We start from the raw sequence: 12,883 nt of genomic DNA, 5'->3' as shown, positions 1-12,883 counted from the left end.
GATCGTTAACGCCTCATGTTCAAAAACTCTCAAATTGAGAGGACATCGAATAATGGGCCTACGCCTCACTTTGAAGCCCTTCGAGCGGCTGATCATCAACGGCGCAGCAATTCGTAATGGCGATCGGCCGGTATCCTTTCTAATCGAAAACCAATGCAAGTTCTTGCGTGAAAGCGAGATCATGCATGAGAGCGATGCAGATACAGACTGCAAGAAGCTCTGCGTCACACTACAGGTTTTGTATCTTGTAGATAATCCGGCGGCAACGATCGAACTATTTTATGCTCAAGCTCGCGAGCTGATGGCCGCGGAACCCAGCTATGCGCCGTACCTCTTGAAAATCCAGCAAGAAATTGAAACGAAACAATACTACAAGGCCGTCAAGCAGGGCCGCGAGCTGATCGCCTATGAGCTTTCTCTTTTGGATCGGTCAGCTCAAAAGGTCGGAGCCGCCTGACACCTCGACACCATCCTCCCCACTCATCTTCTTCAGCCCATGCCTGCGCAGCACAGCCAGACCTACGATCCGCGCACCTGGCCTCGCACCCCCGCACCGCGCAGCATCCCGTAGAACTTGCCCGGGTCGAACATGGCCCGCGCCTGCTGCAGCGAGATCGGCCGGCCGCCCGGCGCTTCGCCCCCGGCCACCCCGCCGGCCTTCTGCTGCCCCTGCTTCTGCTGGCCGCCGGCGATGCTCTTGAGGGCGTTGCCGATCTGCGCATAGGGGCTGGCCTCCTGCTGCGGCTGTGCGGCAGGGTCGGTCGAGAACCCGGTCGGCGGGGGAGCAACCGCGAACGGCTGGGCCGACAGTAAGGCGACGCCTGGCGTCGGCGAGGCCTGCCCCGGCACGACGGCGCCCTGACCGACGACACCACCGAGCCCGAACCCGCCCTGCTGCGCCGTCGAACCCATCGAGCCGCCGCGAGGGGCTGACACCCCCGGCAGCGCCTGCCCGCCCGCGAAGCTGTTCGCGTAGGCCTGGGTGGTCGCCAGTCGCGCCGCGTTCTCGCCACCGGGGCGGTTGTATCCGGCGAACTTCCACGCATCCGCCATCAGGGCGTTGGCCTCCTGCGGGCTCTTGGCGTTCTGCAGGGCGCTCGTGAGCTGCGGGTTTTCCTGCAGCAGGAAGTTGGCCTGTGCCGTCACCGGGTCGGATGCGCCCTGCGTAAAGGCTTTCATGTTGGCGAGGCGGTCGGCACGCCACGACAGGATGCCGCCGGACTGGCCGGCCTGCCCGCTCTCGCTTGGGTCAGACCAGGAGCCGACGATGTTGCTCGGGCTGTATTTGCTCTCGTGCTGGGCGTAGGCGGCCACCGCCCCCAGGCCGTTCGGGTTGGTCAGGCCGCCCTGCTGCAGGGTCGAGATGAACCGGCCGCGGATGTCGTTGGGATCCGGCGTCGCCGCCTCGGCGCTGTTCGGGCCCAGCATGGACAGCAGCCCGGTGGCGGCCGCCTGTGCGCCAGGCTGAACCACGGGCGTCGGCGCGCCGGTCGGTGGGGTCGACGGGGCAGGCCCCGAATATCCCGGCGGGGTGGCCTGCGGCACGTCCTGGGCGGCCGGCGCCTGGGCCTGGGCGGCCTGCTGCTGCAGAAACTGCTGCAGGGCCGGGCTCAGCGGGTTCTGGTCGTCGCCGCCCACGAAGGAGGGCAGGCTGCCGAAGCCGATGCTCATGCGGAATGCCCCATGGCTGCGAAATCCGGCCCGCTGGCGGGCGCGGCGGGAATACGGGTGCCGTCGTGCGGTTTCAGGCCGGCGCCAGTCCTGGCCCAATTCTGATGAAGGCGGCGGCTATCGACAGAATGACGGGGCAGGGCCATCTTCATGGGATGCGCCGCTGGGCTGAAGTCCTGACCACCCTCGTGCTGTTCGCGATCGTCATGACGGCGATCGGGTGGGCGGCGAACGCGAGTGCCCCGAGCGTGCATGCATGGGCCATTGACCATGTGGGACAGGCGGGGTTCTGGGGCTTCTTCGTGGTGCTCTGGATCACGGGTGGCGTGCTCCTTTACCGCGAGAAAGCCGGCAGAGCCGCCGGCAGGTAGGGCCGGGCCCGGTCCGACTGGGACAGCAGCGCTGCCTGTCCGCCGCGGGCCGCTATGTTGCCCAGAGCCGCCGCACGCTGCTGCGTCACCCCGCGCGCCTCCAGCGCTGCCAGCAAGGCGTTCAGCCGGTCGCCCTGGGTCATCGTCACAGCATCCGCCAGTTCGCGGTTGCGGGCGATGTCGGCCGACTTCCCGACCGCGTTGATCCCGGCCTTCGCCACACGGCCGGCCTGCGCCAGAGCCCAGCCCTGTGGGCCGCCAATCGCGCCGGCGACCGTCCCGCCGAAGTCGTCGCCGAGCGTCGTTCGAGGCGCGACCCGCTCGGCTGCCTGTCCACGCTGCGCCGTCTGCGAGCCCTCGACAATCCGGCGGTTGGCCTGATCGAACGCAGCCTCTCGGTTCACCGCGCCGACAACACGATCGACCGGCGCCTGTCCATGAAGCTGGGCGAGGTTGGCGGCATTCCACCCACCCTCACCCTGCAGCAGGTTCTGCATCGCCACGAGGTCGTTGCGCCGAGTGCCGACAGCCTGGTCGATGGCGCCCCGGGTGCCGATCGCCATGGCGTCGCGCTCACCCTGCGTCATGCCCGCGAGCTGCCGGGCGAGGTCGGCCGGCGGCGTTGCGCCCTGGCCGGACCGGAGGAGCTGCGAGCCCTGGTCCACCGCCTCCATGCGCCGGGCGAGCGCAGCCGACACGTCGTTGGCCGCGCCGTAGTTCGGTACCTGGTCGCGCAGCAAGTCGTTGAGGTGTCCGCGCACAGCCTGGGCGGCGCTGTCCTTCCGGGTCTGAGCCCCAGGGGCCACGCCGAGGCCAGGGTCGCCGTAGTTGATGACCCGGTCCATCTCCTGCTTCACGTTGTGCAGGATCCGGGGATCGTCGGCGATCGTGGTCCAGCCGGTTTCCGGGTCGGTATGGGCGAGCATATCCCGGGCCCGCCGCAGCACGGTCTCCTCAGCGCCCCGGGCCGTCTGCAGGCGGTCGTCGATCATGCCGAGGACCGGACGGGCGCTCACGGGTGCCTGGGCGCCATCTACGGCCGCGCCGATGGCTTGGTTCGGGACCTGACGCATGGCCGCGAAGGTGTCGGTGGCGGCCTGCGGGCTGACGGCCGAGCCGAACGCGCCGTTGATGTCGGTGGCGAGCCGATCCGTCATCCCGCCCGCGCGCGCCACGATTGGCGCCGTCACCGTCTCCCGGGTCTCCGGCCGGACCGCGAGGCCCTGCGCCTGTCCCTGGAACGACGGCGAGGCGTCGAGCAGCATGGCATCAGATCCAAGCTCGCCCATGCGTGAGCGGATCGGGGCGACACCGCCAGAATTGGCCGCGTCCTCCGCCAGCACGCGCGTGGCGGCCGGGCCGAAGCCGCTCGATGGGCCAAGCCGCGAGCCAATCATCTCGTAGAAGTTTCGGACGCCTGCACCGAGAGCAGCGCCTGCGGCAGGAGCCGCCCCGCCGAACGCCGCGCCTACAACAGCGCCTCGCCCAGCAGCATTGATGTTCCCGTCGCTGCGAACCGCGGCATCTGCCCCGCCAAGTGCCGAGCCCATGGCTCCCGAGATGATCGAGCGCCCGATCAGGCCGCCTGTACCGGCCCCGAATGCGGCCGGCGCCGCAGCGATGAGGGGCGCGGTCCCAACAATTCCTCCCGCCACCTCGCCCGCCGTGTGGGCGTAGGGGTGCGCGGCCTTCACGTCGGCGCCGTAGGCCTGGGCCTTCGCCACCTCGTCCGCGTAGCCGGTGCCGCCCTGGTAGGAGCGCAGCGCCGCGTCGGCCCGATCGATGCCGCCGAGGATGTACGGGCCGGCCACGGGGATGCCGTCGACGAGACCACGGGCGCCGGCGTTCAGGGCGCCGGTCTCCCGGCCGGTGTCAGCCGTGGTCTGGTTCGCCTTGAAGGCCGCGAACTCCGCGGGGTCGAACCCAGCAGCCGGGGCGGCCTGGGCAGGGCCGCCGGACGCCTGCTTGAAGGCCTCGAACTCGGCCGGGTCGAACGTGATGCCGCCGGCCATTCACAGGCCCTCCTTGTGCATCTGCGCGAAGGCGTCGGCCTTCGACATGCCGCCCTGGATCAGCGACTGGTACCGGGCCGCCGCGCCGCCGGACGCCTGGCTCTGCTGGCCGAGCTTGGGCGCGATCGGCATCTCGGGCAGATAAACCGCGCGGTCGGGGCTGACCCCGTACTGTTGGGCCAGCCCGCGATAGCGATCGGCCACGCCCTCAGCGGTCTTGCGGGCGGTGCCGTAGAGCTCGGATGCCTGGCCCAGGAAATCCTTGCGCTGGGTGTCGGACAGAAATTCGCCGCTGAGCGCCTTGTTGTAGGCGTTCATGACCCGCTCTGGGACGCCGGCGGCGTTCTTGGCCGTGGCGTACTCGCCCTCGCGGACCACCGAGCCGGGATCCAACATCTTCATGTAGCCGAACACCAGCGAGATGTCGGAGGCGGGCGAGACCGTGCCGGGATTGGCCTCGCGCTGCTTCGTGGCTGCGATCAGCCGGCCGTAGCCGTCATGCACATCCGCGAAGCTGCCGAGCTGCTTCGAGAACTCGCCCCGCAGCTTGGTCTCCGTGTCGAACCCGTCGGGCTTGGCGGACGGTGCGCTCACGATCGGCTTCAACGTCACCGGGTCGTACAGGGTCGCGCCGGGGCGCAACTCCCGCGGAGCCGCCGGAACAGCCGTGACCGGCTTCCCCTCCTCGTCGTAGCGGGTCTGCCCGGGGCTGAGGGTATAAGAGCCGTCACGGCCGGCCGCTGCGAGCTTGGCTTTTTGGGCGGGGTCGGCCTCGCCGCCGGGGATGAACTCCAGGCTCTGCCCATCCGCCCCCAGTCGGTAGCCGGCCGGAGGGCCGCTCGCGGGGCCGATCAGGTTGGCGGGGCCGGGCACGCCGCCGTTCTTATTGAGGTCATAGAGCTGACCGCCGATGGTCTGGTAGTTCGGCTTGGCCTGCGTCAGCACGTTCGAGAGCAAGGTCGAGTTACGCATCGCCGCCCGAGCCGCGGTCGGGTCGAGCTTCAGGTTCTGGGTGAGGTGGTTGTAGGTGTCCCGCTCGCCCTGCTGCTCTTGCATGAACTTGATCTGCTCAAGCTGACCCTTGAGCGAACCGGACTGGCTGGCCCCGTAGCTCTGCAGCCCAGCGGAGATGCCTGGACCGATGCCACGGTTGCTCGCGATGCCGATGCCGAGGTGGAACAGCAGATTGCCGAAATCCGGGTTGCCGGCGGTGATGCCCTGCGCGAACTTCTCCATGACGCTGGCGCCGCCCAGGCCCGAAGAGGTTCCGGTCGCTGCAGCGGCGCCCGTGGGCGAGACTGCACCCTGCGGGGCACCGAGCGGGCGCGGCTGACCGGATGTGACCTGCCCGGTCAACGGATCGAAATCGCCAGTGGCCGAGGTCGTCGCGCGCGAGGGGTCGGAAAACCGGCCGCTCGGAGGCATCCCGGCAGACCGAGGCCCAACCGCAGGCGCGTCGGGCTGGTAGGCCGATGAAGCGACCGCCTGCCTCTGCGGCACGCCCGGGGGCGGCAGCGCGCCGGTCGTGGCGGGCAAGGCCGCGAGATCGGCATCCGAGGGCCGCTGAGGCGGCATCGGCACGGGGCGCGCGCCCATGGCGTCAGCCTGCGGAATAGCGCTGCCAGCCGAGCCCGAGAACCCGTTGGCCCCGCCACCCATGCCGGCGCGATCGTACAGAAGCTGATCCGGCGAGCCTGGCTGCTGCCCGCCGCCCGGCGCGCGCATGCCCATCTGCTCCTCAAGCCGGCGGGTGTCGGCCTCGTTCATCGCCACCGGCGGCCCGCCCCGATCCGGGATTGCACCCGTGGTCTGCGGATCGGCCGGGCTGAGCAAGCCACCCGGTGCGCCCGGCGCAGCCTGAGAAGCGGGGGCCTGCGGCTGACCCTGCTGGAGGGCCTGCATGACCATCGCCTGCTGATCAGGGGTGAGGTCGGCGAATGCGGGGAGAGCCCCGAAGCTGAGACCAGCGCTCACGGGCGAACCTTTCGGGTCTGAGGGGAGGTGCGGGCGGTCGTGCCGACCCCGCGGATGAGATCGCGGCCCCGAGGCACGCGATGTGCGCCCCAGCCTGTTGTTGAAGCTGCTCGAACGCGGTGATGAGCCCGACGAAGTCGCCCACCGTGCCGCTGCCGTTCTCCAGCATGGCCGCGGCCTGGCCACTGACCGCCTGCAGGGCCCGGAAGGTCTGGGCCGCCTCGGCCTGGCAGGTGCCGATGCGAACCTGCAGGGGTGTCAAAGCTGCGCCGTCGGCTGGGATCGCGTCCGGCTCGTTTTCGGGCATGTCGAGGTGATCCATCGCGCCCTTCCTCAAGCCACTGCTCGGCACTTGCCGCTGGCCAGGGACGAAATGGCGACGCTTGGGTCCCGCAGGCGGCAGGAACAGGCCGAGCGCGCTACATCGGTGGTGGGAGCCGTACCGATGGAGAGGAAGATTGAATGGCGGACGAACCTGACATCCTGGCGCGCTTCATCGCCGTGCTCGGACTGGGTCTCGCGACCGTCAACACCATTGTAGCGCTCCGCCGCGACCGTCGAGAGCGACTCGCTGCGTTGCCAATCGTATCGCTCGACACTGTCTATGAAATACCGCGGCGGATCGCGGTCGATGTTGACGTAAACAACCCGCTCAAGCGCCCCATCGTCATGACCGGCGCTCGCTTGTTCGAGGCGTCGAAGCTCGCGTTCTTCCTGGCGGGGCGCGGGTCGCAAGAACGCACATGGAAGCCAGACCCAAATTACATGGCAAATTGGGCTCACCAGTCGGACGCAAAGCTTCAATTGACAATTGAAGCCGAGAGTACGCGTCGGTTTGAAGGCATCATCCTCATGCCCGAGGAGCTGCCATCGCCGCTGGATACCGTTATCGATTTCCGCTTTCACTTCGATCTGCGGGACGGGTCCACCGAAGAGTTTGTCCGCGTCATACGTCGCAGGTTGTAGAGGCTGAGCACAATTGAGAGCACTGCTACGCTGATAGCCAGCCAGTCGTGCTTCATCAAAGTCTCCGATTTGATAGCCCAGCCATGCAAGAGTGCGAGCAGTCATTTCAGGCCGCCACGCGCATGGTCGCTGGAGCGGCGGGCGGGCACGGAGGGTGCGGATCGTTCGAGCCGACGATAGACCCAAGCGCCCGCCTCACCCACTCGCTGGCTGAGGCGCCCTCGCGCTGGGCCGCAGCGTCGATCGCGCGGCGCAGATCCGCGTCGGTGCGGATCGTGATCGTGTCGGAATAGACGAGCGGGCGCATGGGCTGCCTCCATTGCTATTGGGAAGAATAGTGGAGGCGCTAAGAAACGTAAGACGGTAAGTCTCTACCAAAATGTCATCTGCGTTGATCGTATATTCCTGTTTCCCTGCTGTAAAAATATATTATCTGACTCTCTCAATGAGAGATGCGATCACCTCAGCCGTGTCGGGGTCAGCCGACCCGTCGCCAATCTCAGCGAATGCCTCGACAGCTGCCATCTGTTTTGGGTCATTACGCGATAGCGCCATGAGCCCCCCAAACATCCGGCCGATCTTATCAAATTTCCGGATCAAATCAGCGTCGATTTGATCAGCGTCTTCGATCTCTAGCTGTTCATCTCGAAAACTCGCAACTCGAACAGCATCAATGCATGCTTTGACCGCAGCGCGGGTGTAAATGTCCCGATCCCAATGTTTTCCTGAATACATCATTGCCGATCCGATCGAGGCTGATATTGCTCGTATCATCGAAGCAGTTTTGTCATCGCCAATTAAAGCTGAGGCAATTGCATTCGACTGCTCGAAAGCCTTTTTTGACTGCGAAAGCTCGTAACTATTTTCTATCCTGAACTCGATTTCTTGGGATATTGAGCGTCCATTTGCCTTTGCCTCGCTCTCAAGCCTGTCCCGAAGTTCATGTGTAGTCCGGAACGATATTGGATGACGCTTGCCCGCGGGGTCAGGGGCGGCTCTGGACATGGCGTTCGCCTCTAAGCCGGAGGACGGCAATGACAAATGCCTAACCCAGCGACAGCGAAGCGGTCAACGAAAATCGTAGTTATCGGCGCATCGTTCACACTTGCGCAAACGCATCAGATCGGCGATGAGTGAGCGGTGTATCGGTAACTACGAGGTACGCCATGGACACCGTTGCTCAGACAGAGGCGCCCCCTGGAGCGCCTTCTGGCCGCACCCCTCGCGACAACATTTTTTCCAGGATCCGAGAGGGGAAGAACGTGCGCGTCGCCCCGCTCGCGGAAGCGATCGGCATGAGCCGCGGCGGGCTCTACGGCGCCATCGAGTCGGGGGACGTGGAGGCGGTGAAGATCGGCCGCGCCGTGTTCGTGCCGGCGCACGTTGCCCGCCGACTTCTTGGCATGAAGCCCGACGCCATCGCCGCCTAACGAAAAACGCCGGCCCCGAGAACCAGGACCGGCGTCAGATCGTGTAACAGCGCATCAGCAACGCTGTAGATATGCGATTTGGTGTCCAGCGCCAAGGGTTTTCGGACCGGCTCCCTACTCAGGAGAGCCAACCGTGAAAGCCAAGACCTACTCCCGTTCCATCGCCATCCGGCCCCACGAGGCCATCCCCGACACGGCCGCCGTGCAGGCCCGCATCGAACGGCGCTTGGCCAATCGGTGCCGCGTTTCGGACCCGGTTGCGGCCGTTCTCGCCAGCCTCGCCGGTATCGGGCCGCAGATGCGGGAGATGCGCTGATGGCAGTGCCCGCCGCCATCTCCCCTACGGCCTGCCTCACGTTCGACGCAGTGGCCGAAGCTGCCAGCCTGGCCGAGAGCTACGCCCGGAACGCGGTCGAGTTCGCCCTGATCCGGGACGCGCGCGGTGCGGCTTACAGTCTGAATTGCGCGGCCAAGGCGCTGGCCGCGGCCGCCTCGACCGCCCAGGCGCTGCGCCCCGCCCAGCAGGACGGGGGCGGCCGATGACGCATCCTCGTATCCTCTGCCCGCCCGCCGGGGCGCTCGCCTGCGCGAACTGCACGGCCTGGAATGCATGGGACAGCATCGCCGTGGGGCAGGACGGCCCGCGCGGGTTCGTGGTCATCGGCCGCAAGCCGACCGGCCAGTGCCGCGCCGCGCCGCCGACCATCAACCCCGACGCGATCGCTGGCGACAACGCCACGTGGCCGGTGGTCACCGCCGATCACTGGTGCCGCGCCTTCGCAGCACGCAGGCAGAACGAGGGGGGCGCTTGATGGGCCGCCTCATCACCCCTCCACGTAAGGCCAAGGCCTGCGCCTGGTGCCAGCACTTCGCCCAGACCAGCACCGCCTACGTCTACGGTGGCCGCGGGATCCTCGGCGCGATCGGCGAGCAGCCCCGCGGCGACTGCCGCGCCAAGCCCCCGCGCCGGGACAAGAAGACCGGCGACGCCCTGTGGCCCGACGTGCTCGGCAACGACTGGTGTTCGGCGTTCACCCGCCCCGAAACCGTGAAGCGCGGGGAGGCGGCATGACCATCGCCCGTAGCATCATCGGCACGATCGTCGGCATCCCGAGGGCGGTCGCCCTCGCCGAAACCGACCTCGATGACCTCTACGAAATCGCCCAGGCGCTCCAGGACGCGTCCAACGCTGTCTTGTGTGTCGCCCTCGACGTGGTGGCCCTTGAAGAGGGCTACCGCATCGCTGCGGAGTACCGCCGCAACGGCTCCACCGATGAGCGTGGCAGCTATGGTGATGCGGTTCGTCCAGGTCATCGTCGGCTCCATCAGGTTCGCGACTGTGTTCGCGGTGTGATCCCGATGTATGCCCAAGCTTTCAGGCTCGACGTGTTCTGGAACACCAGCGTTATAAGAGGTCGGTAGGGTTTCTTCAGGGCCCCGCCGGCATCTGCAGGAAGCGGCGCGTTCACAGACTGACGGGGCAGAGTTTGCTACTGGCCAACGTCAGATGCTCGAGGCGCCATGGGTTCGCACGAGACGAACAGGCTGACGAACCAAAACAGGGTCATCGCCGCGATTGCCGCCGCGGTCCCGAAAAACGGGCTGACGACCAGCGCAACCAGCACGCTGTGCTTCCACATCAGGGTGATCGCGATGAGCCAGCCAAGGCTGGCGGCGATAGCCACCCGGATGATGCAGCATTCCGACGCCTGCATCACAACCTCTTTTAAGATCGCACAATCCCAAGCTGCATTCCGAGCTTGGCCTTTCAATGGGGCACACTACCGAGTTCGAGGACGCCACCTGTTGCAGGGACCGGACGGGAGGGCTCGACCATGACGCACCGCGAGCGCGCCGCCTTCAACGCGGGCATTGAGGCCGTCTGGCAGATGGCGCTCACCACCGCCATCACTCTGGAGGTTCGAGACGATGCCGGCCGCGTCCAGAACCAAGCCGCCGTCGCCGCCCTGCAGGCGCTGGCCGAGGGCGCGCGAGACCTGATGTTGCGGGTCGCAGCCGAAGCAACCCCTGCGGACCCGACGCCATGAACTGCGTTGTGATACTGTCGTCCTGTATTTTTCCTGTTGTTTACAGGACCGCCCAGACCGGATCCGCGTGATGCCGAAGGAAGAAACCCAGTTCGAGCCCGGCCAGTCCGGCAACCCAGCCGGGCGCCCACGCGGCTCCCGCAACCGCTCCACGCTCGCCCTGGAGGCGATCTTCGAGGGCGAGGCCGAGGCCCTGTCCCGCAAGGCCATCGAGCAGGCCCTGGCCGGCGACGGCGGCGCGATGAAGCTGTGCCTCGACCGCCTGCTGTCGCCCAAGCGCGACCGCTCCATCACCTTCGACCTGCCGGTGATCGAGACGGCCGAGGATCTGCCCAAGGCGACAGAGGCCCTACTGCGCGCCGTGTCGTCCGGCGAGGTCACCCCAAGCGAAGCCGCCGACATCGGCAAGGCGGTATCCGCCCACATCGAGGCGATCACGGCCGCCGACCTGCATCGCCGCCTCGCCGCACTGGAGGGACAGGGAGCATGAGGATCCGCGAGATCGAGACCCGCATTGCACGCCTGGAAGCGAAGCGCGGCAACGGCCGGTTCGACCACCTGTCCTACGACCAGGCCGAGCGGGCGCTATTCGACCGCCTGCACAGGCTGGCGGCCGACGCCGGCGGCATCGACGAGCTGATGGACGCATGGGACGCGGAAAGGGACCCGGAGCAGCGCACGCTCATCGCGCGGATCCGATCGTGTGACCACGACGTCGCCACGTACTACCGGGATCTGAAGGCGAGGCTGTCATGAGGATCAAGGAGATCGAGGCGAAGATCGCCAAGCTGGAGGCCAGCCCCCGGTTCAGCGGATTGGCCCGCCTATCCGATGCCGAGCTCGACCGGCAGATCGTGGCCGGCCTGAATGAGATGGTGACAGAGTGGCCGTCGTTCGGCGCCATGGTGCTAGGCCTGGAGGCATCCCCTCACCCAGCCGACAAAGAAATGGCCGGCCAGATCGAAGCGTTCATCACCGATTGGCAGGCGCAGCAGCGACAGAAGGCGGTGTGATAGACCAACCAGGGACTTGGAGGCGGTGACGATGACGAGGACCGAGAGCGGCCAGTATCGGTTCATCGCGAAGGAGGACGCTGACGGGCGCCCTCGCCTGGTCCTGGAACCAAGAGGCGAGCCGATCTCCGCCTTTGGGGATGCGGTGCTGGGCCTCGATCTACGGGATAGTGTGACCTACGCCCATGCCCAGCAGATTGCGGAAATCCTGAATGACCAGGTGACCGGTATGTCTGTGACGCACTTTGACGAAAAGGCGGATGGGTAGGCTGAAGGCCGATGCGTTAGCGTGAGGCACCTCGTGACCCTGCAAGACTGACCCCTCGCTTACCGCCGGCCGAAGGGCTGGCATCCACCCATGCGTTCGGGTTTTGTCGCGAGAGATCGTGTAGCGCATTCCCGACGAAACCTGCGACGCGCCGAAGACTGGCACCTTCGCAGGTCGCTGCGATCTGCACCCCGAGTTGGCGTGTGTGACTGCGCCCGTAGAGGTAGATCGCCAGCCGCGCTCGCGTGGCTTCCGGAATGCCCCCGAGCTGATCAGCCAATGTCGCTGGCTCTGCGCGGTAGAGCCGGCTGAGCGTATCGATCGGGACTGGACAATCGCCGGCGGGATCCTCAGCGCTGACGGGGAAGGCTCGGTTCACGGCGACACCTGTAACATGCTCAACAGCAGGCTGCTTAGAGCTTGGTTAACATAGTCTTTCGCATGCGCTATCTTACTCACTCAGCGCGGTGTTTTGTATCGGCATTCTCAAAGAGGGCTGCGCTGACTTCGGATCCATGCTTAATCTTGATGCAACCCACCAAATTCGGCCGCATTTAGAACGAGTGATGTTAGTTCTTCGCATAGGTGCAGCATGGACGACATGATCGAAATATCTGAGGTTGAAAACGTCGATCTTATCGAGCTGACAACCGGCATCGTCTCGGCCTATGTGTCGAACAATCACGTGCAGGGTGCTGAGCTTGCAACGCTGATCGCGAGCACCCACGCCGCGCTGTCAGGGATCGGCCAGGGCAGCGCTACAGCCGCTCCAGCGGCCGAGAAGCTCACCCCGTCCCAGATCCGGAAGTCGATCACGCATGACGCCCTGATCAGCTTCGGAGACGGCAAGCCGTACAAGACGCTCCGCCGTCACCTGACAATCAGGGGACTGACCGCCGAGGCATACCGCGAGCGCTACGGTCTGCCGCGCGACTACCCGATGACCGCGGCCAGCTATTCCGAGCAGCGCTCAGCGCTCGCTAGGAGCTTCGGGCTTGGTCAGCAGCGCAGGAAGGCGGCTCCGAAGGCCGCCGAGCCTGCAGAGACCGTCTCCGATAAGCCGAAGCGCGCTGCTGGGCGGCCGCGGAAGGCCAAGGCGCCTATTGAAGGGTAGGTTCAGCAGCCTACTG

General features: G+C 66.3%; 22 protein-coding genes. 15 read left to right on the top strand and 7 right to left on the bottom strand.

Annotated features, from left to right (window positions below):
* The first annotated feature begins 52 nt into the window (after positions 1–52).
* Complete coding sequence (locus tag MKL09_RS04445; RefSeq protein WP_244018314.1) at positions 53–457, top strand: flagellar biosynthesis repressor FlbT; 405 nt, start codon at positions 53–55, stop codon at positions 455–457.
* Between the two features lie 62 nt (positions 458–519).
* Here MKL09_RS04445 and MKL09_RS04440 read toward each other — a convergent pair whose 3' ends face one another.
* Positions 520–1,671 carry a hypothetical protein gene (locus MKL09_RS04440; protein ID WP_244018312.1) on the bottom strand — a complete coding sequence of 384 codons (1,152 nt, stop codon included), beginning with the start codon at positions 1,669–1,671 and terminating at the stop codon, positions 520–522.
* Between the two features lie 65 nt (positions 1,672–1,736).
* On the opposite strand from MKL09_RS04440, the gene MKL09_RS04435 reads away from it, so the two are divergent.
* Positions 1,737–2,042 carry a hypothetical protein gene (locus MKL09_RS04435; protein WP_244018310.1) on the top strand — a complete coding sequence of 102 codons (306 nt, stop codon included), beginning with the start codon at positions 1,737–1,739 and terminating at the stop codon, positions 2,040–2,042.
* Here the strand turns inward: MKL09_RS04435 and MKL09_RS04430 are convergent.
* The 3 genes from MKL09_RS04430 to MKL09_RS04420 are packed head-to-tail and all read right to left on the bottom strand — an operon-like array spanning position 2,006 to position 6,350.
* Positions 2,006–4,054, bottom strand: a complete 2,049-nt coding sequence (locus MKL09_RS04430) for a hypothetical protein (RefSeq protein WP_244018309.1) — start codon at positions 4,052–4,054, stop codon at positions 2,006–2,008. The two genes, MKL09_RS04435 and MKL09_RS04430, sit on opposite strands and share 37 nt — an antisense overlap.
* Entirely contained in the window at positions 4,055–6,028 is a 1,974-nt protein-coding gene (locus tag MKL09_RS04425) for a hypothetical protein (protein ID WP_244018307.1), read from the bottom strand.
* Complete coding sequence (locus tag MKL09_RS04420; protein ID WP_244018305.1) at positions 5,973–6,350, bottom strand: hypothetical protein; 378 nt, start codon at positions 6,348–6,350, stop codon at positions 5,973–5,975. The genes MKL09_RS04425 and MKL09_RS04420 overlap by 56 nt, the downstream gene beginning before the upstream one ends.
* Positions 6,351–6,490: 140 nt before the next feature.
* On the opposite strand from MKL09_RS04420, the gene MKL09_RS04415 reads away from it, so the two are divergent.
* Positions 6,491–6,994, top strand: coding sequence for a hypothetical protein (locus MKL09_RS04415; RefSeq protein ID WP_244018303.1), 504 nt, complete (start codon positions 6,491–6,493; stop codon positions 6,992–6,994).
* 106 nt (positions 6,995–7,100) lie between these two features.
* Here the strand turns inward: MKL09_RS04415 and MKL09_RS04410 are convergent, their stop codons facing one another.
* Positions 7,101–7,301 (bottom strand): CopG family transcriptional regulator, encoded by a 201-nt coding sequence (locus MKL09_RS04410; RefSeq protein ID WP_244018301.1) that lies wholly within the window; start codon positions 7,299–7,301, stop codon positions 7,101–7,103.
* A gap of 122 nt (positions 7,302–7,423) precedes the next feature.
* Complete coding sequence (locus tag MKL09_RS04405; RefSeq protein ID WP_244018300.1) at positions 7,424–7,999, bottom strand: hypothetical protein; 576 nt, start codon at positions 7,997–7,999, stop codon at positions 7,424–7,426.
* Between the two features lie 257 nt (positions 8,000–8,256).
* Between MKL09_RS04405 and MKL09_RS04400 the strand changes: the two genes are divergently transcribed.
* From MKL09_RS04400 to MKL09_RS04375, 6 genes are all read left to right on the top strand, one after another.
* A complete protein-coding gene (locus MKL09_RS04400; protein WP_244018297.1) occupies positions 8,257–8,424 on the top strand; it encodes a hypothetical protein in 168 nt (55 codons plus the stop codon).
* Between the two features lie 133 nt (positions 8,425–8,557).
* Positions 8,558–8,740: a hypothetical protein gene (locus MKL09_RS04395; RefSeq protein ID WP_244018295.1), complete on the top strand. Its 183-nt coding sequence runs from the start codon at positions 8,558–8,560 to the stop codon at positions 8,738–8,740.
* Positions 8,740–8,967, top strand: coding sequence for a hypothetical protein (locus tag MKL09_RS04390; protein WP_244018293.1), 228 nt, complete (start codon positions 8,740–8,742; stop codon positions 8,965–8,967). Before MKL09_RS04395 ends, MKL09_RS04390 begins: the two co-directional genes overlap by 1 nt.
* Positions 8,964–9,236, top strand: a complete 273-nt coding sequence (locus MKL09_RS04385; RefSeq protein WP_244018292.1) for a hypothetical protein — start codon at positions 8,964–8,966, stop codon at positions 9,234–9,236. The genes MKL09_RS04390 and MKL09_RS04385 overlap by 4 nt, the downstream gene beginning before the upstream one ends.
* Positions 9,236–9,496: a hypothetical protein gene (locus MKL09_RS04380; RefSeq protein ID WP_244018290.1), complete on the top strand. Its 261-nt coding sequence runs from the start codon at positions 9,236–9,238 to the stop codon at positions 9,494–9,496. The genes MKL09_RS04385 and MKL09_RS04380 overlap by 1 nt, the downstream gene beginning before the upstream one ends.
* Positions 9,493–9,846, top strand: coding sequence for a hypothetical protein (locus tag MKL09_RS04375; protein ID WP_244018288.1), 354 nt, complete (start codon positions 9,493–9,495; stop codon positions 9,844–9,846). The genes MKL09_RS04380 and MKL09_RS04375 overlap by 4 nt, the downstream gene beginning before the upstream one ends.
* A 68-nt stretch (positions 9,847–9,914) precedes the next feature.
* Here MKL09_RS04375 and MKL09_RS04370 read toward each other — a convergent pair whose 3' ends face one another.
* Positions 9,915–10,139 (bottom strand): hypothetical protein, encoded by a 225-nt coding sequence (locus MKL09_RS04370; RefSeq protein ID WP_244018286.1) that lies wholly within the window; start codon positions 10,137–10,139, stop codon positions 9,915–9,917.
* A 120-nt stretch (positions 10,140–10,259) separates the two neighbouring features.
* Between MKL09_RS04370 and MKL09_RS04365 the strand changes: the two genes are divergently transcribed.
* The 6 genes from MKL09_RS04365 (at position 10,260) to MKL09_RS04340 (ending at position 12,867) form a co-directional block, all read left to right on the top strand.
* Positions 10,260–10,472, top strand: coding sequence for a hypothetical protein (locus tag MKL09_RS04365; RefSeq protein WP_244018284.1), 213 nt, complete (start codon positions 10,260–10,262; stop codon positions 10,470–10,472).
* 70 nt (positions 10,473–10,542) lie between these two features.
* Positions 10,543–10,962, top strand: coding sequence for a DUF5681 domain-containing protein (locus tag MKL09_RS04360; protein ID WP_147940388.1), 420 nt, complete (start codon positions 10,543–10,545; stop codon positions 10,960–10,962).
* Complete coding sequence (locus MKL09_RS04355) at positions 10,959–11,228, top strand: hypothetical protein (protein WP_244018282.1); 270 nt, start codon at positions 10,959–10,961, stop codon at positions 11,226–11,228. The genes MKL09_RS04360 and MKL09_RS04355 overlap by 4 nt, the downstream gene beginning before the upstream one ends.
* The gene (locus MKL09_RS04350) at positions 11,225–11,485 is read left to right on the top strand and encodes a hypothetical protein (RefSeq protein WP_244018280.1); all 261 of its coding nucleotides are present in this window, start codon (positions 11,225–11,227) and stop codon (positions 11,483–11,485) included. Before MKL09_RS04355 ends, MKL09_RS04350 begins: the two co-directional genes overlap by 4 nt.
* A gap of 31 nt (positions 11,486–11,516) precedes the next feature.
* On the top strand, positions 11,517–11,753 hold the full coding sequence (locus MKL09_RS04345) for a hypothetical protein (RefSeq protein ID WP_244018278.1): 237 nt from the start codon (positions 11,517–11,519) through the stop codon (positions 11,751–11,753).
* 592 nt (positions 11,754–12,345) lie between these two features.
* Positions 12,346–12,867: a MucR family transcriptional regulator gene (locus MKL09_RS04340; RefSeq protein WP_244018276.1), complete on the top strand. Its 522-nt coding sequence runs from the start codon at positions 12,346–12,348 to the stop codon at positions 12,865–12,867.
* The last annotated feature ends 16 nt before the right edge of the window (positions 12,868–12,883 follow it).

The organism is Methylobacterium sp. J-048, assembly GCF_022829515.1.
In the GTDB taxonomy this organism is placed as follows: Bacteria; Pseudomonadota; Alphaproteobacteria; order Rhizobiales; family Beijerinckiaceae; genus Methylobacterium.
Note: the sequence above shows the minus strand (reverse complement) of the source record. Positions and strands in the feature narration are given on the sequence as shown.